The sequence below is a fragment of the Nocardiopsis sp. FR4 genome (genome assembly GCF_009830945.1).
Taxonomy (GTDB): domain Bacteria; phylum Actinomycetota; class Actinomycetes; order Streptosporangiales; family Streptosporangiaceae; genus Nocardiopsis.
The window spans coordinates 85,300-109,562 of the sequence record NZ_VWVV01000024.1 but is presented as its reverse complement, the minus strand read 5'-3'; the positions used below and the strand labels follow the sequence as shown (position 1 = coordinate 109,562).

At 75.4% G+C, this 24,263-nt stretch carries 25 protein-coding genes; 16 read left to right on the top strand and 9 right to left on the bottom strand.

The features are described from left to right. Positions 1 to 261: 261 nt before the first annotated feature. Positions 262 to 1,476 carry an MFS transporter gene (locus FYW95_RS20215; RefSeq protein ID WP_201294954.1) on the top strand — a complete coding sequence of 405 codons (1,215 nt, stop codon included), beginning with the start codon at positions 262 to 264 and terminating at the stop codon, positions 1,474 to 1,476. A 37-nt stretch (positions 1,477 to 1,513) separates the two neighbouring features. After that, complete coding sequence (locus tag FYW95_RS20210) at positions 1,514 to 2,248, top strand: IclR family transcriptional regulator domain-containing protein (protein WP_201294953.1); 735 nt, start codon at positions 1,514 to 1,516, stop codon at positions 2,246 to 2,248. Here the strand turns inward: FYW95_RS20210 and FYW95_RS20205 are convergent. Beyond that, on the bottom strand, positions 2,217 to 2,669 hold the full coding sequence (locus FYW95_RS20205; protein ID WP_159942326.1) for a PPC domain-containing DNA-binding protein: 453 nt from the start codon (positions 2,667 to 2,669) through the stop codon (positions 2,217 to 2,219). The genes FYW95_RS20210 and FYW95_RS20205 overlap by 32 nt on opposite strands. A gap of 419 nt (positions 2,670 to 3,088) precedes the next feature. Next, on the bottom strand, positions 3,089 to 3,865 hold the full coding sequence (locus tag FYW95_RS20200) for an alpha/beta hydrolase (RefSeq protein ID WP_236567747.1): 777 nt from the start codon (positions 3,863 to 3,865) through the stop codon (positions 3,089 to 3,091). Between the two features lie 150 nt (positions 3,866 to 4,015). Here FYW95_RS20200 and FYW95_RS20195 point away from each other — a divergent pair, with 150 nt between their 5' ends. From FYW95_RS20195 to FYW95_RS20180, 4 genes are all read left to right on the top strand, one after another. Then, the gene (locus FYW95_RS20195) at positions 4,016 to 4,525 is read left to right on the top strand and encodes a TspO/MBR family protein (protein WP_159942328.1); all 510 of its coding nucleotides are present in this window, start codon (positions 4,016 to 4,018) and stop codon (positions 4,523 to 4,525) included. A gap of 368 nt (positions 4,526 to 4,893) precedes the next feature. Then, positions 4,894 to 5,634 carry an IclR family transcriptional regulator gene (locus tag FYW95_RS20190; RefSeq protein WP_159942329.1) on the top strand — a complete coding sequence of 247 codons (741 nt, stop codon included), beginning with the start codon at positions 4,894 to 4,896 and terminating at the stop codon, positions 5,632 to 5,634. 270 nt (positions 5,635 to 5,904) lie between these two features. Continuing rightward, positions 5,905 to 7,080, top strand: coding sequence for a 4-hydroxybenzoate 3-monooxygenase (locus FYW95_RS20185; protein ID WP_159942330.1), 1,176 nt, complete (start codon positions 5,905 to 5,907; stop codon positions 7,078 to 7,080). A 121-nt stretch (positions 7,081 to 7,201) separates the two neighbouring features. Next, complete coding sequence (locus FYW95_RS20180; protein WP_159942331.1) at positions 7,202 to 8,224, top strand: glutathione S-transferase family protein; 1,023 nt, start codon at positions 7,202 to 7,204, stop codon at positions 8,222 to 8,224. An 11-nt stretch (positions 8,225 to 8,235) separates the two neighbouring features. Here FYW95_RS20180 and FYW95_RS20175 read toward each other — a convergent pair whose 3' ends face one another. Together FYW95_RS20175 and FYW95_RS20170 are read right to left on the bottom strand one after the other, a co-directional pair. Further along, positions 8,236 to 9,471 carry an FAD-dependent oxidoreductase gene (locus tag FYW95_RS20175; protein WP_159942332.1) on the bottom strand — a complete coding sequence of 412 codons (1,236 nt, stop codon included), beginning with the start codon at positions 9,469 to 9,471 and terminating at the stop codon, positions 8,236 to 8,238. An 81-nt stretch (positions 9,472 to 9,552) separates the two neighbouring features. Beyond that, the gene (locus FYW95_RS20170; protein ID WP_159942333.1) at positions 9,553 to 10,416 is read right to left on the bottom strand and encodes a TetR/AcrR family transcriptional regulator; all 864 of its coding nucleotides are present in this window, start codon (positions 10,414 to 10,416) and stop codon (positions 9,553 to 9,555) included. Between the two features lie 221 nt (positions 10,417 to 10,637). Here FYW95_RS20170 and folP point away from each other — a divergent pair, with 221 nt between their 5' ends. Genes folP through FYW95_RS20155 form a run of 3 tightly spaced genes read left to right on the top strand, consistent with a single transcriptional unit; the run spans position 10,638 to position 12,956 of the window. Further along, positions 10,638 to 11,498, top strand: coding sequence for a dihydropteroate synthase (gene folP / locus FYW95_RS20165; RefSeq protein ID WP_159942334.1), 861 nt, complete (start codon positions 10,638 to 10,640; stop codon positions 11,496 to 11,498). A 13-nt stretch (positions 11,499 to 11,511) separates the two neighbouring features. Continuing rightward, the gene (locus tag FYW95_RS20160) at positions 11,512 to 12,204 is read left to right on the top strand and encodes a class III extradiol ring-cleavage dioxygenase family protein (protein ID WP_159942335.1); all 693 of its coding nucleotides are present in this window, start codon (positions 11,512 to 11,514) and stop codon (positions 12,202 to 12,204) included. Continuing rightward, positions 12,183 to 12,956 (top strand): pyrimidine reductase family protein, encoded by a 774-nt coding sequence (locus FYW95_RS20155; RefSeq protein ID WP_159942336.1) that lies wholly within the window; start codon positions 12,183 to 12,185, stop codon positions 12,954 to 12,956. Before FYW95_RS20160 ends, FYW95_RS20155 begins: the two co-directional genes overlap by 22 nt. 3 nt (positions 12,957 to 12,959) lie before the next feature. On the opposite strand, the gene FYW95_RS20150 is transcribed toward FYW95_RS20155, so the two are convergent. The 4 genes from FYW95_RS20150 to FYW95_RS20135 form a co-directional block, all read right to left on the bottom strand. Continuing rightward, entirely contained in the window at positions 12,960 to 13,688 is a 729-nt protein-coding gene (locus tag FYW95_RS20150) for a TetR/AcrR family transcriptional regulator (protein WP_159942337.1), read from the bottom strand. A 130-nt stretch (positions 13,689 to 13,818) separates the two neighbouring features. Further along, a complete protein-coding gene (locus tag FYW95_RS20145) occupies positions 13,819 to 14,988 on the bottom strand; it encodes a PrsW family glutamic-type intramembrane protease (protein WP_159942338.1) in 1,170 nt (389 codons plus the stop codon). Then, entirely contained in the window at positions 14,985 to 15,596 is a 612-nt protein-coding gene (locus tag FYW95_RS20140; protein ID WP_159942339.1) for a hypothetical protein, read from the bottom strand. Before FYW95_RS20140 ends, FYW95_RS20145 begins: the two co-directional genes overlap by 4 nt. A 154-nt stretch (positions 15,597 to 15,750) precedes the next feature. Beyond that, on the bottom strand, positions 15,751 to 16,689 hold the full coding sequence (locus FYW95_RS20135; RefSeq protein ID WP_159942340.1) for an MBL fold metallo-hydrolase: 939 nt from the start codon (positions 16,687 to 16,689) through the stop codon (positions 15,751 to 15,753). A 199-nt stretch (positions 16,690 to 16,888) separates the two neighbouring features. On the opposite strand from FYW95_RS20135, the gene FYW95_RS20130 reads away from it, so the two are divergent. Next, positions 16,889 to 17,329, top strand: coding sequence for a DoxX family membrane protein (locus FYW95_RS20130; protein WP_159942341.1), 441 nt, complete (start codon positions 16,889 to 16,891; stop codon positions 17,327 to 17,329). Positions 17,330 to 17,335: 6 nt separating this feature from the next. On the opposite strand, the gene FYW95_RS20125 is transcribed toward FYW95_RS20130, so the two are convergent. Beyond that, complete coding sequence (locus tag FYW95_RS20125; protein WP_159942342.1) at positions 17,336 to 18,814, bottom strand: bifunctional phosphatase PAP2/diacylglycerol kinase family protein; 1,479 nt, start codon at positions 18,812 to 18,814, stop codon at positions 17,336 to 17,338. A gap of 156 nt (positions 18,815 to 18,970) precedes the next feature. Between FYW95_RS20125 and FYW95_RS20120 the strand changes: the two genes are divergently transcribed. The 6 genes from FYW95_RS20120 (at position 18,971) to FYW95_RS20095 (ending at position 24,201) form a co-directional block, all read left to right on the top strand. After that, complete coding sequence (locus tag FYW95_RS20120; RefSeq protein ID WP_159942343.1) at positions 18,971 to 20,323, top strand: outer membrane protein assembly factor BamB family protein; 1,353 nt, start codon at positions 18,971 to 18,973, stop codon at positions 20,321 to 20,323. 147 nt (positions 20,324 to 20,470) lie between these two features. Continuing rightward, entirely contained in the window at positions 20,471 to 21,757 is a 1,287-nt protein-coding gene (locus FYW95_RS20115; protein ID WP_159942344.1) for an NAD(P)/FAD-dependent oxidoreductase, read from the top strand. Next, complete coding sequence (locus FYW95_RS20110; RefSeq protein ID WP_236567748.1) at positions 21,754 to 22,512, top strand: DUF1365 domain-containing protein; 759 nt, start codon at positions 21,754 to 21,756, stop codon at positions 22,510 to 22,512. Before FYW95_RS20115 ends, FYW95_RS20110 begins: the two co-directional genes overlap by 4 nt. After that, positions 22,509 to 23,759 carry an SAM-dependent methyltransferase gene (locus tag FYW95_RS20105; protein WP_159942346.1) on the top strand — a complete coding sequence of 417 codons (1,251 nt, stop codon included), beginning with the start codon at positions 22,509 to 22,511 and terminating at the stop codon, positions 23,757 to 23,759. Before FYW95_RS20110 ends, FYW95_RS20105 begins: the two co-directional genes overlap by 4 nt. Continuing rightward, positions 23,756 to 23,947 (top strand): hypothetical protein, encoded by a 192-nt coding sequence (locus FYW95_RS20100; RefSeq protein ID WP_159942347.1) that lies wholly within the window; start codon positions 23,756 to 23,758, stop codon positions 23,945 to 23,947. Before FYW95_RS20105 ends, FYW95_RS20100 begins: the two co-directional genes overlap by 4 nt. Next, positions 23,944 to 24,201, top strand: a complete 258-nt coding sequence (locus FYW95_RS20095; protein ID WP_370462376.1) for a DUF1295 domain-containing protein — start codon at positions 23,944 to 23,946, stop codon at positions 24,199 to 24,201. The genes FYW95_RS20100 and FYW95_RS20095 overlap by 4 nt, the downstream gene beginning before the upstream one ends. Positions 24,202 to 24,263 lie beyond the last annotated feature (62 nt).

Here is a 24,263-nt window from a genome sequence, read left to right as displayed (position 1 = left end):
AGCGTGCTCTCACCGCCATGGTCCGGAACACTGCGCACGCGCCTGGGTATCCACGCGCTGGATGGCCGGTATAGCGAAATCGCTCTTCCCGGGTGACCTGGGACACAGGCAAGCTGAACAGGAAGGCAACAGGAGTGGACGGGCGCCGGACGCGCCCTCCCCGGCGTTCACCGCCCCTCTACTCCCGGTGCTCACCGCCTTCTCCCGCGCCACAGCCGCTCCCGGCCGTGCGCGCCCATCCCCCGGACAGCGAGGTGCCCCGTGCCCGAACAGACCCTTCCCCCCTCCGAGGCCCAGGAGCGCCCGGGGACCCGACGCCAGGCCGGTCTGGCCCAGCTCATCCTGCTGCTGGCGGCCAGCTGTATGCCGATCCTCGGCAGCGTGCTGATCGCACCGGTCCTGCCCCAGATGGCCCGGGAGTTCGCGTCGGTTCAGAACGCGGGCGTCCTGGTCCCCGTGGTGCTCACGGTCCCCGCCCTGGTGATCGGCCTGACCGCCCCCTTCGCCGGGGCCCTCGTGGACAGGGTCGACCGCAAGCGCGTCCTGCTGGTCGCGATGGTCGGCTACTCCGTGGTGGGCACCGCGCCCCTGTACCTGGACACGCTCCAGGCGATCGTCGCCAGCCGGGTCCTGCTGGGCCTGTTCGAGGCGGCCATCATGACCTGCTGCACGACGCTGATCGGCGACTACTGGTCGGGCACCCGCCGGGCGCGCTACCTGGGCATGCAGGTGCTCACGACCACCTTCGCCGCCACCGTGTTCCTGCTCGCCGGGGGACTGCTCGGCGCCTGGGGCTGGCGGACCCCGTTCTGGCTCTACCTCGCCGCGCTGGCGCTGGTGCTGCCGATGGCGGCCCTCCTGTGGCAGCCGCGGCGCTCCGAGCCGGAGGGCCCGGTGGGTCTGCCCTGGCGCCAGCTGGCGGGACCGTGCACGGTCACTCTCTTCGGCGGGGTGGTCTTCTACGCGCTCATCGTGCACCTGTCCTACGTCCTGGACGGCGCGGGCGTCACCTCGACCGGAACGGTGGGGGTGATCAGCGCGGTCATGTCGCTGGCCACGGCCGTGGGAGCCGGTCTGTTCGGCAGGGTGTCCGCGGTGACGCCTCGGGTGCTCGTCCCGGTCGAGTTCGGCCTGTCCGCCCTGGGCCTGGGCATCGTCTTCGCCGCACCGTCGGTGCCGGTCATCGTCGTCGGCGCGGTCGTCACCGGCTTCGGCACCGGCCTGCTGCTGCCCACGCTGGTGCTGTGGGCGGTCAACCGGCTCAGCTTCGAGCAGCGCGGACGCGGCACCGGCCTGTGGACGGGGGCGCTGTTCGTCGGCCAGTTCACCTGCCCCCTCATCGTGGCGGGGATCGCGGCCTCGGGCGCGGACCTACGGGGTTCCCTGGGCGTCCTCGGCGCCGCCTCGGCGGTCATGGCACTGCTCCTGCCGCTGACCATGCGCACCAGGCCGCGCTCGGTCGGGGACGGCCACTGACACCGGTCCGCGCTCGGGCTTACGGTGCGCGGAAGCGGTGCGCGGGCCCGCCGTAGCGGGTAAGGAGTGCGACACGGCGGGACCACCGGACGGCGGGTCCGTCATCACGCGGGCGGTCAGGATCCCCGACTCCTTCGGCCCCGAGTCGACCGTCCCCAGCCTCAGCGAGGTCGGCCGCAGGGCCCGCCTCCCGCTCGCCGCCACGGCCCGCCTGGTCAAGGAGACGGTCCGTCACGGGCTGCTCGACCGGGACGAGCGCAGGCGGGCCCTCATCGGAACGCGCATGTGGGAGCTGGCCGAACGCGCCTCCCCGGTGAAGGACCCGCGGGAGGCGGCCCTGCGGTACACGGGCGACCTGCACTCGGCGGTCGGCCACTTCACCCGCCTGGACGTACTGGAGGGCGACGAGGTGCTGTTCGTGGAGCGTCTCACCGTGCCCGGGCCGGTCGTCAGCGTCACCAAGGTCGCGGGGCGGCTTCCCCCGAACGCCTCGTCGGCGGACCCGGCCCTGCTCGCCCACGCGCCGGGCGGTCTGCGCGGGCGCGTCCTGCGGGGGCCGCTGGCCTCCCACACGCCGCGCACCCCGAGCGGGGAGCAGGAGCTGCGCGCCGGGCTCGTCGAGGTCCGGCGGCGCAAGTTCGTGTTCTGTCCCGGGCACATCCACCCCGGCGCGGCCCTTCCGGTGGTTCCGGAAGGGCCGCGCCGTCCTCGGGTCGGGTGGGCGGAGTCCGCCAGCGGGATCAGGGTTCGGTGGAGTCGTCCGTGGAGATGAGCGCCAGCCCGGTTCGGGGATCCACCCGCTTGCGCAGGTGGGCGGGGGTCTCCGTGAGGACGACCTCCATGGTCGGGAACACGCGCAGCTCCTTCAGGTGCCCGGCCAAGGCGGTGAAGTCCTCACGGCCCAGCACGATGTGCGCGTGCAGCGCCGGATCGCCCTGGTTGTCGGCGATGTCACCGATGCAGGAGGCGATCTCCATCTGCTCGTCGAAGTCGACGAACCGGTACTCCCTGGCCTCGCGGTCGAAGTAGCCGAGGACGGCGTGGCGGGCCGCGCCGATGGCGGTCAGGCTCGCGGCGGTGATGCCGCGGGACTCGGCGAAACCGGTGATCTGCTCGAACGCCTCGTCCCCCTCGTCCATGACGAGTAGGAACGTGCGCAGTCCGTTCTCTTCCCACAACTGGGTGGACTTCATCGGTGGTCTCCCCCGTGTGTTCTGGCGCCGGTCACGAGAGCACCGGCGCGTGCGGAGCGATGTCGTCGGCCTTTCCGGACCGGGCCGGAACGTAGGGCCCGGCCGATCGGGTGCCCGGTACTCCTCCACTGCCCACCGTCCGTCCGGGCATGGGCGAGAGTGCCCCCGCGGCGCCGGACACGTCTGTTCGGAGCACACCCCCGGCATCACGAGGAGTTCCCACGGCGATGAACCCGTCCGCCGCGAGCACCGCCACCGGCGCGCCCGCGGCCGCCTCACTCCGGCTGGCCGACCGGACCGGGGCGGCCGACGGAGTCGTGGCCCTCACCCTCACCCGCCCGGGACGCTCGTCCGCATCGGGCCGGGCCCTCCACCACCGGAGAGGAGGCGTCCCACCCGGGCGTGCGGATCGCCCGCGGTCACCAGGACCCGGAGAGGAAGCCGGCCGTCACGGCGGCGAGCTCGCGGTGCGCCTCGGCGTCGCCGATGGTCGCGGGGTCGTCTCCCCGCTGCTCCCCGTAGGAGCCGAACTGGGCGTGGTTCATCCCGGTGACCTCATACGTGAACGCGTCGGCGGGCAGGTGGGACCGGTGCCCCTCGATCGCGGCGGGGTCGGCCAGCCCGTCGCGCGAGCCCGAGACCGACAGCACCGCCAGGTCCTCGCGCCCGCCCAGTCCCGCGCCCTCCGTGGCGTAGGAGGCCCACAGCACGAGCCCGTCCACCGTGTCCGTGCCCGCGCCTCCCGCGTAGGAGGCGGCCATCGCACCGCCCAGCGAGTGCCCGCCCACGTACCACGACCCCACGCCGACGTGGTCGGCGAACACGTCCCCGGCCCGGCCGGGGGCGAACACCGCGAGGTTGAGCGGCATCCGGGGGACGACCACCAGGACCCCGCTGTCGGCCACGATCGGCGCCCACACTGCGGCGTAGGCCTCGGGTTCCACGCGCGCGCCGGGGTAGAAGACCACGCCGGTGCCGGGCCGCGCGTCGGCCGGGGCGAGGACCACCCCGGCGTCGGTCGCGGTCACCTCCACGCCGGGCGTCGCCACCGCCTCCCTGTACGGCCCCTCCTCAGCGGTGTGGGGGGTGTACGCCCACACCAGGAAGCCTCCGGCCGCGACCACCAGCACCAGCGCCAGGGCCAGGGCCGCACCCCGCAGCACCCGCCTGGCCCGTCCCCCGCGCCGACCGGCCACTTCCGGGCCCCTCTCCGCCGCCCCGTCATTTTTCACGGAATCCAAGGTACTCGTTTAACGAGCCTTCTTTGCGGTACCTGGAGGGCGTGTGCCTCGGCGTGTTCGCGCCGGTCAGGTGCGCACGTCAGCCGCGAAAGGGAAAAAGGGAACATGACATCCACGGACACACGGCACACCGCCCCGTCCACGCGGGCCTCCCTGCTGGGCCTCGCCGCCTTCCTCGTGGCCGTCACCGCGGTCGCGGCCCTCGGGGTGCTGTCCAACACCGGCACCTCCTCGGACTACGCCGCGCTGCGCCAGCCCCCGTGGGCGCCGCCCTCCTGGCTCTTCGGCCCGGTCTGGACCGTCCTGTACGCCATGATCGCCGTGTCCGGGTGGCTCGTCTGGCGCCGACACGGCTGGCGCGGTGCCCGCGTGGAACTCGCCCTGTACGCCGTGCAGCTGTTCCTGAACGCCGCGTGGACGCCCCTGTTCTTCGCCGCGGGCCTGCGGGGCGTCGCCTTCGCCGACATCTGCCTGCTCGTCGTGGCGCTGACCGCGACCATCGTGCTGTTCGCCCGCCGCTCGCGCTGGGCCGCCGCCCTGCTCGTGCCCTACTGGGCCTGGGTGCTGTTCGCGGCCGCGCTCAACTTCTCCGTCTGGCGGCTCAACACCGGCTGACCGCGCCCGGGCGGAAGGGGAGGAATGACCGAACAGGCGACCAGTCCTTCGGCGGAGGCGGAACCGCAGACCGCACACGGGGCCTGCGACGTCGACGGGCTCACCGCCGGCCGGCCTGCAGTGCGTGCGCGGGAACTCGTGCACGGGCTCCACGCCGCCCGCCAGGCCGCGGCGACCGCCCTCGCCGCGGAGACCCCTCATCCCCGCCCGCACCGCCCCCGTCCGGGGAGGCCCCCGGGTCCCGACCCGGAGGCCTCCCCGGACGGGGGAACGCCCAGAGGACCGGTGCCCCGACGAACTACTTTCGTCACCTGGATAACACCCGCCCGTTGTGGACTCCGGCGGGCACAGGGGTGGACACTGCTGCCGTGGTCAGAACAGGCAACGGCGAGTCGGTGCTGTCCCGGGTGGTGCGTGTCCTGGAGGCATTCGACCCCGACCACCGGGCACTGAGGGTCTCCGAGATCGCGCGGCGCGCCGACCTGCACGTGGCCACGGCCTCCCGCATCGTGGAACAGCTGGTGGGCCACGGGTGGCTGGAGCGCGACCCCCGCGGCGTCCGGGTCGGCGTGCGCATGTGGGAGCTGGCCGTACGCTCCTCGCCCGCGCTGGGTCTGCGCGAGACGGTGGGGCCGTTCATGGAGGACCTGCACGCCGTGGTGGGCCAGCACACCCAGCTCGGGGTCCGCCAGGGCGAGGAGGTCCTGTTCCTCGAACGCCGATCCGCCCCGGGCGCGGTCGTCAACGTCACCCGGATCGCCGGACGGCTGCCGCTGCACGTCTCCTCCTCGGGCCTGGTCCTGCTCGCCCACGCCCCCGCCGAGGTCCAGGAGCGGGTGCTCTCCCGCCCCCTCCCGGCCTCCGGAGCCGCGGTCACCGACCCCCGCAGGCTGCGGGTCCTGCTCTCGGAGGTGCGCCGGACCGGCTACGTGCTCTCGCGGGGCTTCATCGACCGGGAGACGGCCGGGATCGCCGCCCCCGTGCGCGGCTCCACCGGGGAGGTGGTCGCCGCGCTGTCGGTGATCGTGCCCAACGACGAGAACGCGGTCCTCGCCGTCCCGGCCGTGCGCACCGCCGCCCGCTCGGCCTCCCGGGCCATGGGCGCCTGAGCGGACGGCGCACCCGCGAACGGCTCCGGCGGCACGGAGCCGACGGCCGCGCGCCCGTGCGTTGACCCACCTCGCGCCCCGTCGCGCCGACGGACCACCGCCCACCACCCGGCGGGCGGTTTCTCTCATTCATTGAGAATCTTCTGGTGGCCCCGCTCACGCGTGGTGCATCGTCGACACACCCCCGAGGTTTCCGGGCGTCACCGGCCGACCCCCCCGGGGCCGTGCCGCGTGGCCCGCGGCGTCCGACCACCAGAGGAGAAGAGACACGTGCGCACTCAGGTCGCCATCATCGGAGCAGGCCCGGCCGGGTTGCTCCTGTCCCACCTGCTCGGACTCCAGGGGGTCGACTCTGTCCTCATCGAACGCCAGACCGCCGACCACGTGCGCTCGCGCATCCGCGCGGGGGTGCTGGAGGCAGGCAGTGTCGACGTCCTGCGCCAGGCGGGGGTCGGCGACCGGATCGCCGCCGAGGGGGACGAGCACCGGGGCGTGTACCTGCAGTGGCCGGGCGAGCGCCACCACCTCGACTTCACCGAGCTCGTCGGCAGGTCGGTGTGGATCTACGGGCAGACCGAGGTGACCAAGGACCTCATGGCCGCCCGGGAGAGGGCCGGGCGCCCCGTCTTCTACGAGGCCTCCGACGTCACCCCGCACGGCGTGGACACCGACCGCCCCCACGTCACCTTCACCGACGCCGACGGCCGCCCCCGGCGGGTGGACGCCGACGCCGTCGTGGGCTGCGACGGCTTCCACGGCCCCAGCCGCCGCGCGGTCCCGGCCGCGCAGCAGAGGGTGTGGGAACGCCCCTACCCCTTCGCCTGGCTGGGCGTGCTCGCCGACGTCGCCCCCTCCACCGACGAGCTCGTCTACGCCTGGCACCCGGACGGGTTCGCCCTGCACAGCATGCGCTCGGAGGCCGTCAGCCGCCTCTACCTCCAGGTCCGCCCGGACGAGGACATCGCCGAGTGGAGCGACGACCGCATCTGGGAGGCGCTGGCCACCCGCCTGGGCGAGGGGCTGGACGGCTGGAAGCTGCGCACCGGGCCCATCACGGAGAAGAGCGTGCTGCCCATGCGCAGCTTCGTCACCGCCCCCATGCGCCACGGCCGCCTCTTCCTGGCCGGGGACGCCGCGCACATCGTGCCGCCCACCGGAGCCAAGGGCCTCAACCTGGCCATCGCCGACGTCACCCTGCTGGCCGAGGCCCTCACCGCGTGGCTGCGCGACGGGCGCGAGGAGCTCGCCCGCGCCTACTCCGACACCGCCCTGCGCCGGGTCTGGCGGTGCACCCACTTCTCCTGGTGGATGACGACCACGCTGCACCGCCACGGCGACGACTTCGACGCCCGGCTACAGCTCTCCCAGCTCCAGCGGGTCGTCGACTCCGAGGCCGCGGCCGCCGAGTTCGCGCACAACTACGCGGGGCTGCCCATCCGCTTCTGAGCGGGCCCGGGCCGCGCGGTCACCGAGCCGCCCGCACGGCCCGGCCCCGGCCTCCCCGCCGGGCCGGTGCGCCCCGGGTAGCATGCGACCGCGAACCGTCCGCGTCCGAAGGGAGCCAGGCATGAGGGCCAACCAGATCCCCACCGAGGAGATCCGGCGGGAGGCGGCGGCCTTCGCCGACCGGGTCACCGCCGACGGCCGCTTCGGCCGCACCGCCGAACCGGGCCGCTACCGGCTGGTCGTCAGCCGCGCCTGCCCGTGGGCGCACCGGGTGGTCATCACCCGCAGGCTCATGGGCCTGGAGGGGGCCGTCTCCCTGGCCGTCACCGACCCGCGCCAGGAGGTCATCGACGGCGACCCGCACTGGGTGTTCACCGAGGAGACCGGCAGCCCCGGCGGCAGGGACCCCGTCCTGGGCATCCACGCCCTGCGCGAGGCCTACCTGGCGCGCGACCCCCACTACACCGGCGGGGTCAGCGTGCCCGGACTGGTCGACGTGGACACCGGACACCTGGTCTCCAACGACTTCGACCAGCTGGTCAGGGACATGGCCACCGAGTGGGGCGGCCTGGTCCGGGAGGGCGCACCGGACCTGTACCCGCACGCCCTGCGCGAGGAGATCGACACCCTCTCCCGGCAGATCTACACCGACCTGAACAACGGCGTCTACCGGGCCGGGTTCGCCCCCGACCAGGAGCGCTACGACGACGCCGTCGCCCGGGTGTTCGCCCGCCTGGACGCCCTGGAGGAGCGGCTGTCCACCCGGCGCTACCTGGTCGGGGACTCCGTCACCGAGGCCGACATCCGCCTCTTCCCGACCCTGGTGCGCTTCGACGCCGTCTACCACGGCCACTTCAAGTGCAACATCCGCAAGCTCAGCGAGTACCCGGCGCTGTGGGCCTACGCCCGCGACCTCTTCCAGACCCCGGGCTTCGGCGACACCACCAATCTGGACCACGTCCGCGTCCACTACTACTGGGTCCACACGGGGATCAACCCCACGCGGATCGTCGCCGCGGGACCCGACCCGCGCGGCTGGCTCACCCCGCACCGCCGCGAGGAGCTGGGCGGCGCCCCGTTCGGGGACGGAACCGCTCCCGGACCCGTCCCCGAGGGCGAACGCGTCCCCGACCTGTCCCGGTAGGACCCGGTGGTTCATCCGGCCCGCTGGGGCCGGCGGCGGGCGAAGTCCGGGGCGTGCTCGGGCCGGACCCCCCTGCCGATGAGGTAGGCGGGCACGAACGAGATCCAGGGCGCGCGGTCCAGCACCGCCAGCACCGGCCTGGGCGGCCCCACGCGCTCGCCCCGCAGTATGGGTTCGACCAGCATCCGGTGCATGACGCGCTGCAGTGTCTGGACGGCCACGGTCGGCACGATCCGCCGCCTGCGCACGGCCGCCAGGTCACGGGAGGTGAGCGCCCGCGCGCGCAGCGGCCGGGCCAGCAGCCTGGCGGCGGCCACCGCGTCCTGCACCGCGAGGTTGATCCCCACGCCCCCGACCGGAGACATCGCGTGGGCCGCGTCGCCGATGCACAGCAGGCCGTCCGCGTGCCAGCGGCGCAGCCGGTTCAGTCGCACGTCCAGGTGCTTGACCTGGTCCATCGACTTCAGGGAGTCCACCCGGCCGGCCAGTTCGGGCATGAGCTCGACGAGGTCGCGGCGGAAGGCCTCCACTCCCCGGGCGCGCAGTTCGGCGTCGCCGCCCTTGCGCCCGAGGCAGGCGATCTGCAGGTAGCCCTCGCGGGGGATGACCACCATGAACCTGCCCCGGCCCGCGCGGGGGGTCAGCGACGGGGAGTCCCCGGACTCACGGGGCATCCGGAACCACCAGGCGTCGATCCCCACCGGGTACTCCCGTGTGGCCAGGCCCGCCTCGCCGCGGGCCAGCGACCAGCGGCCGTCGCAGGCCACGGTCAGGTCGGCCCGGACCTCCCCCTCGCCCTCCGGGCCCCGGTAGCGGACCCCCTCCACGCCGCCGGGACCGCGCAGCAGGCCGGTGACCTCGGTGCCCATCCGCAGGGTGAAGGCCGCCTCCTCGGCCCCGGCCTCGGCGAGCAGGTTGAGCAGGTCCCACTGCGGGACCATCGCGATGTAGGGGTGGGGGACCCGCAGGCGTCGGAAGTCGCCGACGGTGACGGTGCGGCCGCCGCCGACGGGGAAGGCGGCCTCCTCCAGCCTGCTCTGCGGCAGCGCGGCGAACCGCTCGTACAGGCCGAGCTCCTCCAGCAGTTCCAGGGTGGAGGGGTGCACGGTGTCCCCGCGGAAGTCGCGCAGGAAGTCCTCGTGCTTCTCCAGCACGGTGACCTCCACACCGCCGCGGGCCAGCAGCAGGCCCAGCACCATTCCGGCGGGGCCGCCGCCGATGATCACGCAGGTCGTACGTTCGCTCATGGGTACTCCAGGTCCGTGTTCGGGACGGCCGTGCGGGAACCGCCTCGCGGCGGGGCCCGCACTCGGCGGCGGCGCGGCGGGTCAGGGCGCCGGATCGGCTCGGGCGGGGTCGGGGCCGGCGTCCCTCGGCGGGACGTCCCCGCCGGGGAGCGCCACGGCGCGCAGGAAGGCGTCGGCGAAGGCCGTGCAGACCTCCTCCGGGGCCGGGAAGTGCAGGATCGGCACGTTCTCCAGCGCCGGGCGGAGCAGGAAGTGCATGGCGACCGGGCTGAGCATCTGCTGGATGAGCACCGTGACCGGCAGGTCGCGGATCCGGTCCGCCGCGACCTGTGCGGACAGCCACCCGCCCAGCCCGGCGAGCATGCGGGGGAAGAAGTGGTGGGAGAGCATGTCGACGGTGGGGCCCTCGGGCCGGGTGAACACGTCGGCCAGCATGGCGGGCATCACCCGGGGCTCCCGGGAGAAGGCCTCGCCGAGCGCGCGGTAGAGGGCGTGGACCCGGGTGGCCAGGTCCTCCTCCGGCCCGGCCAGGACCTCCTCCAGGTCCAGGATGGGGCTGTAGCGCTCGAAGACCGCCGCGAGCAGACCGTCTCGGCCGCCGAAGGCCGCGTACAGGCTGTGCACCGAGCACTCGGCGACGGCGGCGACCGCCTCCAGGGTGGCCGCGCCCAGGCCCTGGGCGCTGATCAGGTCCGCGGCGGCCCCGATCGCGCGCTCGCGCACCGGCGGTCGCCCGCCCGGGTCCACGCCCGAGGCGCGCACCGCCTCGTCCAGCGTCCGGCGCGACCCGCCCACGCGGCGCAGCAGGGTGCTGCGGGAGATCCCCGCCTCCCGCGCGATGGCGATCAGGGGCACGTCGGCCACGTCCTTCCCGAGCTGTTCCGCGGCGCGGACGGCCGCGCTCACGAGGTCGGCTGGCACTGGTGAAGAGTGCGGATCTGACATTTCGTTAAAGGTAACTCGTAATAGAGTCTCAGGCAAGGTGCCGGGCCGGAGGCGTCCCCGCCCCGGGCCGGAGCCGCCCCCGGAGCGGGCGTGGCGGAGGCCACCCCCGCCCAGAGCCGTACCGCCCCGCCGCCCGGCTCCGGTGTGCCCTAGTGTTGGCCGCTGGGAGGGACTGTGGACGACGAGGACGGCGGGCGCCCGCGCGGGAAGGGGACCGACCGGTGCTGAGGCTGCGCGGCAGGCACTACGAGGCGGGTCAGGCTCTGGTCATGGCGATCGTCAACCGCACCCGTGACTCCTTCTACGACCGGGGCGCCACCTGGGACGACGCACCCGCCTTCGAGCGCGTGCGCCGGGTCGTGGCCGAGGGCGCCGACATCGTGGACATCGGCGGCGTCAAGGCCGGGCCCGGCGAGCAGGTCGACGCCGAGGAGGAGAAGCGGCGGGTGGTGGACTTCGTGGCCGCCGTCCGCGCCGAGTTCCCCGACCTGGTCATCAGCGTGGACACCTGGCGCGCCTCCGTGGGCCGGGCGGTCTGCGAGGCCGGGGCCGACCTGCTCAACGACGCCTGGGGCGGCTACGACCCCGAGCTGGCCGAGGTGGCCGCCGAGTTCGACGCGGCCCTGGTGTGCACCCACACCGGCGGGCTCGCCCCGCGCACGCCCCCGTACCGGCCGCACTACCAGGACGTGGTGCGCGAGGCGATCGAGGCCACCGTGGCCCAGGCCGAGCGGGCCGTGTCCCTGGGCGTGGACCCGGCCTCGGCCATCATCGACCCGGCGCACGACTTCGGTAAGAACACCTGGCACTCGCTGGAGCTGACCCGGCGCCTGGACGAGATGACCGCCACCGGATGGCCGGTCCTGGTGTCGCTGTCCAACAAGGACTTCGTCGGCGAGACCCTGGACCTGCCCGTGGGCGAGCGCCTGACCGGGACACTGGCGGCCACCGCCGTGTGCGCCTGGCACGGCGCCCGGGTCTACCGGGTCCACGAGGTGGCCCAGACCCGCCAGGTACTCGACATGGTCGCCTCGATCCGCGGGGTCCGGCCCCCCGCGCGGGTCGTACGGGGGCTGGAATAATGAGGAGGCCCGCGTGATCGTGGCCAGTGCCCTGTGCCCGCACCCGCCGCTGCTGCTGCCGGGGCTCAGCGGCGGCCAGGACGTGGCCGCCGACCTGCGCAAGGAGTGCGAGGCGGCCGTCGCGGCGCTCGCGGCGACCGAACCGGACACGCTCGTCGTCGTCGGCGGGCACGGCGCCTCGGGGCGGTACACCGGGGACCTGTCGCCGGTCCGCGAGTTCGGCGGCACGGGGCAGCGCGTCCCCCGCGAGCGCGCCCTGCCGCTCAGCCTGGCCGTGGCCCGACGCCTGCTCGACGCCGTCGGCTACCGCGGCCGGGTGGAGACGGCCGCCGTGGCCTGGGACGCCTCCGACGCCGAGCTGGGGGCCCTGGGCCGGAGCATCGCCGGCCGGCCCGACCGGGTCGCCCTGCTGGTCCTGGGCGAGGGCAGCGCCCGGCGCGCCGCGACGGGCCCCGGGGAGCTGGACGAGCGGGCCTTCGGCTTCGACGAGCGGATCCACCGCTGCCTGGCCGGGGGCGACCGCGAGGGGCTCGCGCGCCTGGACCCGGCGCTGGCCGCCGACCTGATGGTGAGCGGCCGGGCCGCGCTGGGCGTCCTGGCGCACGCCCTGGCCGACACCGTGCCGGTGGACCCCCGGGTGCTCTACGCCGACGACCCGTTCGGGGTCATGTACTTCGTGGCGGTGTGGCCGTGCGTCTCCTGCTGAACGACGCCGTCCCCGGCGCCGCCGCCCCGGGACGGGAACTGGACCCCGCCGCGCTGGAACGGCTCTACGCCTACCCCGACCGGCCCTGGCTGCGCGCGAACATGGTCTCCACCCTGGACGGCGCCGCCGCGGGCAGCGACGGCCGCACCGGGACCATCAACACCCCCGCCGACCTGGTGGTGTTCACCCTCCTGCGCGACCTGGCCGACGTGATCCTGGTCGGCGCCGGAACCGCGCGCGCCGAGGGTTACCGGCACGCGGACACGCGCACCGGGGACCGGGCCGCCCGCGCCCTGGCCGAGGGGCGCGCCGCCCAGCCCGAGTTGGCCGTGGTCAGCGGCACCGGCCGGATACCGCCGCTGCTCGAGCGGGAGTCGCACAGCGGCGGCGGGGTGTTCCTCGTCACCCGCGCCGCGGCCGGGCCCGAGGCCCTGGACCGGGCGCGCCGCGTCCTGGGCGCCGACCGCGTGCTGGTGTGCGGCGAGCACACCGTGGACCTGGCCGCCGCGGTGGCCGCCCTGGCCGGGCGAGGGCTGCCCCGGATCCTGTGCGAGGGAGGCCCCCGCCTGCTGGCCGACGTGGCCGCGGCCGGACTCCTCGACGAACTGTGCCTGACCCTGGTGCCGCTGCTGAGCGGGGGCCTGGAACAGCGCATAGCGGCGGGCGCGGTGGCCGACCGACCACTGGTGCCCGGGGTCGTGATCGAGTCGGAGGGGACCCTGCTCCAGCGCTGGCTGCGCCCCGGGGACTGACCCTCAGCGCCGGCCGTGCCCCGACGCCCGGTCCTCCGGGACCTGCTCCTCCGGGGAGCGCTGCTCCGGAGCCCGTTCCCCGGCCGCGCGGTCCCGCACCGCCCCGGGCAGGGCGGTCAGCACGAAGTCGGCGAGCGGGAAGGCGTGTTCGTCCACGTGTTCGCGGACCCGCTCGCGCTCGTGGGGGCCCAGGCCCATCGCGTGCGCCAGCACCGTTCCGTACAGCGCCTCGCCGAAGGTCCCCGTGTCGACGCCCGGGGGCAGCTCCCCCCGCTCCACGGCCCGGCCCACCATGTCCCGGACCCCGTCGCGGTGGGCGCGCGCGATCCGCTCCTGGTGGGACACGAAGGCCTCCAGGCCGGTGGCGGCGTCCACGGCCACCCGCAGGGTGACCCGGCCGGAGGGGGCCAGGAAGTGGTCGAGCAGGGCCGCCGCCAGCGCCCGGGTGTCGCTCCGCAGGCCACCGGTGTCGGCCGGGGGAGGCGGCTGGGCGTGCTCGGCGATGGCGTCGGCGAGCAGGCGCTCCTTGGTGGGCCAGCGCCGGTACAGGGCGGCCTTGCCGACCCCCGCCCTGCGGGCCACCGCGTCCAGGGTGAAGGAGGCCCAGCCCGCCCTGCCGTACTCGGCCCGCGCCGCCGCCAGCGCCCGCGGCGTGAGGCTGGGATCGCGGGTGCGCCCGCGCCCCGTCCTCGGAGGTGTCGTCCTCGCGCCCCTTCGCTCTCGCTCGCCCATGGGGCACGTTATGCCCAGGTTGGGGCCGATGAAAATCCCCGGTCCCGGGTGCGCGCGGCCCGCGGCGGCACGGCCGCGCTCCCGGGGCGTCCGCTCGGACGTCGGGGGCGTACCGGCCCCCGCCCGGTGCTCAGGGGGCGTACCGGGCCGCCCGGTCCTCGGCGACCGCCAGCATCTGCTCCTGGCGCCGCAGCGCCGCGGGCCGCTGCGGCGCCGCCACGCGGACCAGCTCCCGGCGCCGGCCGTGCCGGGTGGCCAGCGCGGTGGCCTCCGAACGCCGCATCCCCAGCGTCCCGCCCTCGGAGGCCAGCGCCCCGCGCACCCGGCGCCGGTAGGTGCGGCGGAACGCGAAGTACACCACCATCGTGGTCAGGAAGACCACGGCCACCTTGGACAGCAGGCCGCCCATGCCGCCGGGCGCGGGGGCGTCCACCAGCCAGTGCAGCGCCACCGCCAGCCCCACCAGCAGTCCGGCGCCCGCCGCCCGGCGGCGGCCGGGACGCCACCCCGCCGCGGCCAGCAGGCCCACGGCCGCGCCCGCGACCGCCGACATCGCCCAGTGCGAGCCCAGACCCGCCAGGAACACCCGCACGATGGTGCTCTGCACCACCGCCACCACACCGCTGGTGCCGCCCGCCTGGACCACAGCGTTCATCGCGTAGATGAAGTTCTCCGTCACCTCGAAGCCCAGGCCGGTCAGGGAACCGAACACGAACCCGTCCACCGGGCCGCGCAGCGCGTGCGGGAAGGCCACCGCCACCAGTACGACCCCGGCCAGTTTGAGGACCTCCTCGTTCAGCGGCGCGGTCAGCGCGGGCCCCCAGGACCCGGCGAAGTCCAGCCCCAGACTCTTGGCCCACACCGACAGGAGACCCTCGTTGGCCACCACGCCGGCGGCGGTCGCGGCGGCCAGGCCCCAGGCCAGCGCGGTCAGGGAGGGGCCCGCGGCGGGATCGCGGACCGGCCGGATCCGGCACAGCACCCAGAAACCGAAGGCCAGCGTCGCCAGCGCCAGGACCAGCGCCGTCACCGCCTCCGCGGAGAACACGCGCACCATCCCCGCGAAGCGCGCCGCCAGGAAGGCCAGCCCCACCGCGCACAGCGCTCCGACCAGGACGAGGGCGGTGACCGAGGGCAGCCGGTGCCGGCGGGCGTGCGCGCCCGCGGCGGGTGTTCCGGCGGGGCGCCGGGCGGCGGTCCCGTCCTGGTCGGAGCGGCGGGGCGAGGGTACGGGGCCCGGCGCGGTGCCCGGCGCATCGCGGGCCCCGCGTGCGCGCGGCTCGTCGGCTCCGGGGTTCACCCCCCCTCCCGGGTGAAGGAGACCGAGCGGACCACGTCGGCCACCGCCGCGAGGTCGGCCGTGGTCGCGTCGCGCCCGGCGAGGGTCATCTCCACGGCCATGCGCCCGTCGGGGGAGGGGTAGACCACCGCCGCGCCGCGCTGGGTGCGGCTCTCCAGGATCCCCGTCAGCCCCTCGTGTCCGTCGCGGGTGGCGATGGCCTCCGGCTCGCCCAACCGCGCCGAGGCCTCACCGGCCCTGATCAGCCGCCGCATCCCCTCCCACAGCTCCAGCGCGTCGGGCGGGGGGTCGGTCACGGGGGTGACCTTGTTCAGGGTCAGCTCCACCGGACCGCGGCTGAAGCGGTAGGTCCGCCCCGCCTGGCTGGCGCCGGTGTCCAGGACCCAGCCCTCCTGGGGGAAGGTCAGGGAGGCCTCGTAGGCGCCCGCGGACCCCACCGGCACCGGGGAGCCGGAGGAGACCGAATCCGAGCCGGGCAGCAGCGCGTTGAGCAGCGGCCAGGCCGTCACGAGGAGCGCCACCGCCGCGGCGGCCGCGCCCAGCGGCACCCAGTCGCTGCGCGGTCCGCGCCGTCGCGCGCGCGGTTCCTCCGCCGCGGTCTCCGCCATGGGCTCCCCCTCCGTCGGTGTTCCCTGTGCGCACAGCGAAACACCCGGGCGCGGACACGTCGGCGGCGCGACGTCGACTTGGCGCACGTTTGCGGAAATTTCACCGGTTCCGGGGCGTGGGGCCGTCACGGGGGAGAGGGGGAGGGGACCGCGCTCAGAGGGTGGTGGGCAGCGGCCCGCCGTTCCACGCCACCGCGTCGCCCAGCGCCGCCATCAGGTCCATGCCGGCACCCGTGAGCTCGGCGTGGGCGCGGTGCAGGTTGAGCACGATCCGCTCGGCGTCGGCCCAGTCGGCGAACTCGCCCAGGTCCAGGGCGCGGGCGTTCTCCAGCGGACCCATCCCCTCCGCGATTCCGGCCCGGGCGCCCTCCAGCACGAACCGGTAGTAGCGCTCGTGCGCGCCGAGCACCGCGTCCAGAGCGGCGGCGCCCAGCAGCGGGCCGTGCCCGGGTACCACGTGCTCGGGGGCGAAGGCGCTCAGCCAGTCCAGGGAGCGCAGCGCCCCCTCCAGCGAGCCCATGAACACCAGCGGGGTCAGCCCGTGGAAGAGCAGGTCACCGGTGAACAGCACACGCTCCTCGGGCAGCCAGGCCACCACGTCCCCGGGGGTGTGCGCGGTGTACCCCGGATGGCGCAGCTCCACCCGCCGCCCACCGGTGTGGACGGTGAGCTCCCGCTCCAGCACGACCGACGGCAGGCGCCGGGTGACCGCCCCCCACTCCGGCGGCGGCGACCAGAACGGCGGGCAGGAGTCCAGGATCGGGTCGTGCGCGAGCCCCTCGCGCATGGCGGTCTGGCCGATGAGCACGGCGGAGTCGGGCAGCAGGCTGTTGCCGTAGGCGTGGTCCCCGTGCTGGTGGGTGTTGACCGCCCACCGGACGGGAAGGCCGGTGGTCCGCGCCAGCGCGCCGAGGAACCGGCGGGTGCGGGACTCGGTCGCGCAGGTGTCCACGACCAGCAGGCCGTCCTCTCCGGCCACGGCCCCCGCGTTGTTGACCCACCAGGTGCCGTCCGGCTGCACCCACGCGTACACGCCGTCGACGACCCCGGTCAGGGACGCCGCGTCCGGACCGGTCCGCTCCGCCTGTCCCACGGGGTCCTCCTCCTGCTCGCCGCCGGTGCCCGGGCAGGTTACCGCCCGCCCCGGCGGGTCGCACCCGGTCTCCCTCCTGCGGTCGGTAGCATTCTGGGAACCCGGAGTGACCGGAAACGGGCCCGCGCCGGAGCCCCACCGCCCGGCGGTGCCGGTCCACCGGGGCCACCCACGGACCCGACCAGGCTATGGAGCGATCATGCAGCTGCCCTTTCGTGTGCGCGACCTGCCCCTGCGCATCGCCACGGGAGCCTTCCTCCTCAACTCCGGGCTGGAGAAGCGCGACGCCGACGAGGAGGCCGCCCTGGGGATGCACGGCATGGCCGCCGGGACCTACCCCTTCCTCAAGGACGTGGACCCCACCACCTTCGCGCGGCTGCTGTCGGCCGGCGAGATCGCGCTCGGCGCCGCCCTCCTTCTGCCCGTCGTGCCCAGCAGGCTCGCGGGCGCGGGGCTGACCGCCTTCGCCGGGGGACTGCTCGGCATGTACCTGCGCACCCCGGGGATGCGCCGCCCCAACAGCCTGCGCCCCTCCGAACAGGGCCTGCCGCTGTCCAAGGACGTCTGGCTGCTGGGCGCCGGGCTCAGCCTGCTGCTGAGCAGCGACACCGACCGCCGCCCCGCCCGGCGCCGCCGCTGAGCCCGCTCAGTGCCCGGAGCTGAGCGCGGGCACGAACACCCGCAGGGCCGCGTGCCGCTTGGTGAAGACCACCGTCGCCGGGCCCTCCACGACCTCGCCGTCCACGGCGAGCAGCCGGGGCTCGCCGGGCAGGGACAGCGACAGGCCCGTGGTCAGCCGCTCGGCGTAGCCGTCGCTGCCGGTGAGGCCGCCCAGCAGCACGTCGGCGAGGGCGCGCAGCCGGGGGAAGGGCTCCCGGGCGCTGAGCACCCGCACGTCCAGCCGCCCGTCGTCCAGCCGCTCGCGCAGCGCGGGCACCCGGCCGTGCGTGCGGTAGCGGCAGTTGCCCACGAAGGCCCACCACACCCGGGTCGGCTCACCGTCCACCAGCGCCGGGGTGGGGCTCACCTCGCGCAGGTCGCGCCACAGCGCCAGCGCGAACGCGGGCCACTTGCCGATCCGCTCCGCCCACCGGTCGCGCCGCTCCACCATGCGCGGGTAGGAGCCGAACGAGGCGGTGTTGAGGAAGATCCGCCCGTCCACCTCGCCCACGTCCACCCGGGCCAGCCTGCCGTCGATGAACGCGCGTAGGGCGATGTCCACCGAGGTCAGACCCAGGGTGCGGGCGAAGTTGTTCAGGGTTCCGTCCGGCAGCACCAGCAGGGGGCGGTCGTACTCCAGGGCCGCCCGCGCCCCGGCGTTGACGGTGCCGTCGCCGCCCGCCACCGCCAGCACCTCGCTGGTGCGCGCCGCCTGGTCCATGACCTCGGCCACGTCGTCCTCCGCCGACAGCGGCAGGACGCGCGCCTTGGGCAGGGCGCGGGCCACCCGGCTCGTGACGTCGGTCAGGGACAGGGCGGGTACCGCGCCCGCGGCCGCGCGCGGGTTGACCACCACCGTCACCCCCGAGCCCTCGCGGTCGGCGTCGGACTCGCCGTCGGGCACGGTCTGCGCCCCGAAGACCAGTTCGGGGCGGGGCGGGAGCACCGTCCGGGCGAGCAGAGCCGCGCCGGAGCCGATGGCCACCCCGGCGAGCACGTCGCCGGGGTAGTGGACCCCGCTGTGCACGCGCGAGAGCGCCACCGCCCCCGCCAGGGCGGCGACCAGCCCGGCCAGCGGACGGGGGGCGTCGGCCATGACCGCGCCCGCGTAGCCCGCCGCGGCGGCGGTGTGCCCGGAGGGGAAGGAGGTGCTGGGGTAGGTGCGGTAGGGCGAGCGCGCCTCGGGGATGGCGGAGGTGTCCGGCCGGGTCCGGTTGGACAGGTGCTTGACCACCGCGGAGACCGCGTTGGCCGTCCCCGCGGCCAGTATGGCGCGCAGGGCCGTGCGCCGCAGCCGGGGGCCACCGGTGGCCGCGAGCGTGGCCGACATCAGGAACCAGGGCGCCATGTTGTCGGTGGCCTGGACGAACTTGGGCGTGTAGGGGTCCAGGACGGCCGGCCCCGCGCCGGTGATCCGGCGGTAGGCGAACTCGTCGGCCCGCTGTAGGCGGCTGAGAAGGCTCATGGCCCCAGAGTGGCCGCAGACGGGTCAGATGTCCATAAGGGCGCGCGTGTGCGAACTTCCGTGACGTGTGAGGCGTCGGACACGGCGTCGGCCGTGCCCGTCCGAGGGAGCGCGGCGGGGGAGGGGCGCCTCCCCCCGGACACGGGGAGCGGGCGGATGGACGAGGGGGCGCGCGCACGCGCGGGCGGGAGCGCGCGGCGCTGGGCCGGACCGGTGGCCGCCGCCGTCGCGGCGGTGCTGCTGGCGGTCCTGGCCTGGGCCGCCCCGCCGCGGTCGGAGCGCACCGTGGCGGCCCGCCCGGGGCGGCCCGCCCCGGTCCCGGCCGGGGTGACCGCCGAGGGCTGGGTGTGGTCGGCGCCCGGGGGCGCGGAGGTCGTCGGGATCGAACCCGGCAGCCACGGACCGCTCGTGCTGCTGGACGACGGCCTGGTGGCCCTCGACGGGCGCACCGGGGAACCGCTGTGGACCCACCGGTACCCCGGAGAGGCCCTGGTGGACAGCGGCGTTCTCGACGGGGGCAGGTGGGCGTACGTGCTCCGCCACGCGGGATGGCCGCGGTCGGAGGAGCGCCGGATGAGGGTCCTGGACCCGGGGACCGGCGGGGAGGCCGACGACTTCCCCCTGCCCGGGGAGGACGGCGACACCGTCGTCTTCGCGGGCTCCCTCCCGGTACAGGTGCGCGTGGGCGGCCACGGCGGGGCGCTCACGCTGGCCGCCCGGGACCCGCGCTCGGACCGGCAGCTGTGGGACCTCACCCTGCCCGGCGGCGGAGACGTGCCCTGCGAACCCGACGCCGCCCCCCTGGTGCACGGGGACACGCTCCTGGTGGCCTACGCCTGCGCCGAGCCGGAACTGCTGTACACCCACGCCGGGGACGGCCCGTCCGGCGGCGAGGTCGAGGTCACCGTCCTGGCGCTGGAGGCGCGCACGGGGGAGCGGGTCTGGAGCCGCGCCTGGCCGGTGGACGCGGTGCGCTGGGGTCAGGGCGGCACCCTGCTGTCCCCGGGCGGACCGCCCGTCACCGAGGGCGCCCGCACCGCGCTGGAGGTGCACCTGACCGTCGAGCACTGGGCCGACCACGTGCTCGACCCCGCCACGGGCGAGGACGCCGTGCGCCCGCCCGACCCCGGCGGCCTGACGGCCCCGGGACTCGTGCACGCCGACACCGCCACCCTCGTCCACACCGACCACGACGGGACCGTCCGGGTGCACCGGACCTCGGCGGCCGACGGCCGGTCCTCGTGGTCGGCGGTGGAGGGGGTCGACCCCGCCCAGCTGGCGGAGGAGGCCGTGGCCCTGGTGGAGGGCACCGTGCTCCTGGCCGAGCCGGGCGGGAGCTTCCAGGAGGCGGACGCGCTGGTCGTCCCCGCCGCCGAGGGGAGCCCCCCGTACCGGATCCCCCTCACCGGAGGGGTGCCCACGGGCACCGCCCTCCTGCGCGCCGTGCCGGGGGCGGTCGTGGTGGCCGCCTCCGGCGGGTACGGGAGCGTCCACGGACTGGTGCCCTGAGCCCCGGACGCCGCTCTGCGACCGGACGGGGGAACGCGCCGCCAGCCCCCTGTTCCGAGATCTTTTCGTGATGTGGCGGACCAATCCGGCCGCTGACCGGTGCCGAATGCCTCCCGACACACCAACCCCGGGATCGAAGAGGACACATTGGGTACAGGGCAGCACACCCTCCGTCGGCGCAGGGTCGCGGTCATCGGCTCCGGAGTCGCCGGACTGACCGCGGCGCACGTCCTGCACCGGTACGACGAGGTCACACTGCTGGAGGCCGACGACCGCCTGGGCGGGCACGCCCACACCCACCGGATCGCCGACGGCGCGGGCGGCGAGGCGGGCGTGGACAGCGGCTTCATCGTGCACAACCGGCGCACCTACCCCCACCTGCTGCGCCTGTTCGACGAACTCGGGGTGGCCACCCAGCCCACCGAGATGAGCATGTCGGTCAGCTGCCGGGGTTGCGGCCTGGAGTACGCCGGCGCGCGCGGCATGCGCCCCCTGCTGCCCACCCGGTCCCGGCGCAGCCCCGCCTACCTGCGGATGCTCACCGAGATCCCGCGCTTCCACCGGGCCGCCCGCCGCCTGCTGGCCGCCACCCCGCCCCCCGGCGCCGCCGAGCCCACCCTCGGCGACTTCGTGCGCCACCACCGGTTCACCGCCTACACCACCGCCCACTTCCTGCTCCCGCTGGTCTCGGCCGTGTGGTCGTGCCCGCCCGGCACCGCCACCGAGTACCCCGCCCGCTACCTCTTCTCCTTCCTCGCCAACCACGGCATGCTCGGCCTCGGGGGCTCACCCCGCTGGCGCACCGTCGTGGACGGCTCGCACTCCTACGTCGAACGCGTGGCCAAGAACCTGCACGAGGTGCGCACCGGGAGCCCCGTCAGCTCCCTGGCCCGCACCGGCCGGGGGGTGCGGCTGTGCGCGGGCGGGGAGACCCTCGACTTCGACGCCGCCGTCGTGGCCACCCACGCCGACCAGGCGCTGGCCCTGCTCGCCGAGCCCACCGACACCGAACGCGAGGTCCTGGGCGCCTTCGGCTACTCGCGCAACCGGACCCTGCTGCACACCGACACCTCCGTGCTGCCCGCCGACCGCGCCACCTGGGCCAGCTGGAACCACCGCCTGGCCTCCTGCGAGCCCGACCGGGACCCGGTGCGCGTCAGCTACCACATGAACCGCCTCCAGCGCCTGCCGGGCGGCGAGCAGTACGTGGTCACCCTCAACGGCGCCGACGAGGTCGACCCCGACCGGGTCGTGGCCGCCATGGACTACGCCCATCCCGTCTACACCCCCGCCTCCCTGGCCGCGCAGCGCAGGCTCCCCGAGCTCGACGACGGCGTCCTCGCCTTCGCCGGGGCCCACCACGGCTGGGGCTTCCACGAGGACGGGTGCCGCTCGGGCGTGCGCGCCGCGGCCAGCCTGGGGGTGCTGTGGTGACGTGTGCCCCGGCCCTGTACGAGGCCACCGTGCGCCACGTCCGCGTCGAACCCGTCCGCAACGCCTTCTATGACACCTACTACTGGCTGGTCGACCTGGACGACCCGCCCCGCCCGCCCCGGCCGCTGCGCGCGCTGGCCGGCTTCCGCGCCGCCGACCACGCCGTGCCCGACGACGGTGCTCCCGCCGGCGCGGACGGAGGGACGGCCGCCCTGCGCGCCTACCTCGCCCGGCACGGCGTCGACCTGCGCGGCGGGCGGATCCTCATGCTCGCCCACGCCCGGGTCCTGGGCCACGTGTTCAACCCGCTCACCGTCTACTGGTGTTACGCCCGTGACGGAGGCCCGGTCCGGGTTGTCGCCGAGGTGCACAACACCTACGGGCGGCGCCACCGTTATCTGCTGGACGTGGACGAATGGGGACGGGCCGAGACGGGCAAGACCATGTACGTCTCTCCGTTCAACGCCGTCGACGGCCGCTACCGGCTGAGCCTCCCCGAACCCGGCGAGCGCCTCGCGCTTACCGTCGCCCTTCACCGCGAGGGCGGGCTCCCCTTCACCGCATCGGTGCACGGCGTCCGCCATCCCGCCACCACCGGCTCCCTGTTGCGCAGGGCGCTGCGCCACCCCCTCGCGCCGCTGGTCGGCGCGCTGCGTATCCGCCGTCAGGGCGTCGGGCTCCACCTGCGCGGCCTGCCCGTGCGACCGGACACGCACATCCCAGCCCCGAACCGGAAGGCAAGCACACGGTCATGACCACGACCAGCCCCCACACCCCGCCCGCCCTGGACCCGCGGCGCTGGCCCGACGTGGCCCGGGTGCCCGCGGCACGCCTGAGGGCGCCCTTCGCCCGCGCGCTCACCCGCCGCGCCGCCGCGCGCACCGGGATCCGGGTGCACACCGGCCTCAGCACCCCCGCCGAGGAGGTCCCGGATCCCGTGCTGTGGCTGCGCGACCCCGAGGCCTTCCACCGCCGTCTGGGGGCCGGAGGGCTCATCGGCCTGGGCGAGTCCTACATGGCGGGGGAGTGGGACTCACCCGACCTGGTCGCCCTGCTCACCCGCCTGGCCCGGGACTACGGAAACCTCGTGCCGCGTCCCCTGCAGCCCCTGCGCCGCCTCACCCTGCCGCGCAGGCCCGCCTCCGAACGCAACACCCGCGCCGGGGCCAGGCGCCACATCAGCCACCACTACGACCTGTCCAACGACCTGTTCGCGCTCTTCCTCGACCGCACGATGACCTACTCCGCGGCCCTGTTCATGGAGAACGGGCCCCGTGACCGGGAGAGCCTGGCCCGGGCCCAGGAGCGCAAGATCGACCGCCTCCTGGACGGCGCGGGCGTGACCGGGGGCACCGAGCTGCTGGAGATCGGCACCGGCTGGGGCGAGCTGGCCGTGCGCGCCGCCCGGCGCGGCGCCCGCGTCACCACGGTCACCCTCTCCTCCGAGCAGCGCGACCTGGCCGCTGAGAGGGTCGCCGCCGCGGGCCTGACCGGCCGGGTCGAGGTCCTGCTGTGCGACTACCGCGACGTCACCGGCTCCTACGACGCCGTGGTCAGCGTGGAGATGATCGAGGCCGTGGGCGAGCACTACTGGCCCGTCTACTTCGCCGCCCTGGACCGGCTGGTGCGCCCCGGCGGCCGGGTGGGGCTGCAGAGCATCACCATGGACCACGCCATGATGCGGGCCTCGCGCGGCTCCTACACCTGGATCCACAAGTACATCTTCCCCGGCGGGCTCATCCCCTCCGTCCGGGCCGTCGAGGAGCGGCTGCGGGCGGGCACCTCACTGACGATCACCGACCGGCTGGCCTTCGGCCCCCACTACGCCGACACCCTGCGCGTGTGGCGCGGGTCCTTCACCGAGGCGAAGGAGCGGGTCCGCGAACTGGGCTTCGACGACACCTTCGTCCGCATGTGGTTCTTCTACCTCGCCTACTGCGAGGCCGGTTTCCGGTCCGGCGTCCTCGACGTCGAACAGATCATCATGGAGAAGTCCCGATGACCGCCAGCGCGACCCCCGCCCCGCGGGGCCGCCCACTTCCTCGCCCCCCTGGTCGCGGGGCTGTTCAACGGGGTGCCGCCCGTGCGGCTCCGCACCTGGCCGGAGGGGCGCTGGCCTTCGAGGAGGGGCGCACGGGCGTGGACCAGGTCCTGGCCGAGCGGCCCGCCCGCGCCGGGGGCCGCCGGTGAACGCCGCCGCGCTCGCCGCCTCGGCCCTGGCCGTGGCGGTGCTCATGCTCGCCACCGGCGACCCCGCCCGGGTCTGGCTCCTGTTCGGGCTGACCGCCGTGTGGGGCGTGCGCCTGGCCGCGCACATCGGGCTGGGGAGCCTCGGCAAGGGGGAGGACCCCCGCTACGGGCGGCTGCTGGATGACGCGCCCGGCGGCCGGAACGCCTACGCCCGGCGCACCGGCGCCTTCGTACCGCGCCCGCCGAGGGCGTGAGGGGGCGGTTCCGCGCCGCCCCGCGGAGGCGGGGGCGCGGACACCGCCCCCTCCGACCGGCC

Coding starts and splice junctions, on each gene's coding strand:
- FYW95_RS20130 (WP_159942341.1), top strand. CDS start 16,889: ATGCAGCTGCCCTTTCGTGTGCGCGACCTGCCCCTGCGCATCGCCACG.
- FYW95_RS20100 (WP_159942347.1), top strand. CDS start 23,756: ATGACCGCCAGCGCGACCCCCGCCCCGCGGGGCCGCCCACTTCCTCGC.
- FYW95_RS20180 (WP_159942331.1), top strand. CDS start 7,202: ATGAGGGCCAACCAGATCCCCACCGAGGAGATCCGGCGGGAGGCGGCG.
- FYW95_RS20205 (WP_159942326.1), bottom strand. CDS start 2,669: ATGAAGTCCACCCAGTTGTGGGAAGAGAACGGACTGCGCACGTTCCTA.
- FYW95_RS20175 (WP_159942332.1), bottom strand. CDS start 9,471: ATGAGCGAACGTACGACCTGCGTGATCATCGGCGGCGGCCCCGCCGGA.
- FYW95_RS20120 (WP_159942343.1), top strand. CDS start 18,971: ATGGACGAGGGGGCGCGCGCACGCGCGGGCGGGAGCGCGCGGCGCTGG.
- FYW95_RS20170 (WP_159942333.1), bottom strand. CDS start 10,416: ATGTCAGATCCGCACTCTTCACCAGTGCCAGCCGACCTCGTGAGCGCG.
- FYW95_RS20125 (WP_159942342.1), bottom strand. CDS start 18,814: ATGAGCCTTCTCAGCCGCCTACAGCGGGCCGACGAGTTCGCCTACCGC.
- FYW95_RS20195 (WP_159942328.1), top strand. CDS start 4,016: ATGACATCCACGGACACACGGCACACCGCCCCGTCCACGCGGGCCTCC.
- FYW95_RS20105 (WP_159942346.1), top strand. CDS start 22,509: ATGACCACGACCAGCCCCCACACCCCGCCCGCCCTGGACCCGCGGCGC.
- FYW95_RS20140 (WP_159942339.1), bottom strand. CDS start 15,596: ATGGCGGAGACCGCGGCGGAGGAACCGCGCGCGCGACGGCGCGGACCG.
- FYW95_RS20150 (WP_159942337.1), bottom strand. CDS start 13,688: ATGGGCGAGCGAGAGCGAAGGGGCGCGAGGACGACACCTCCGAGGACG.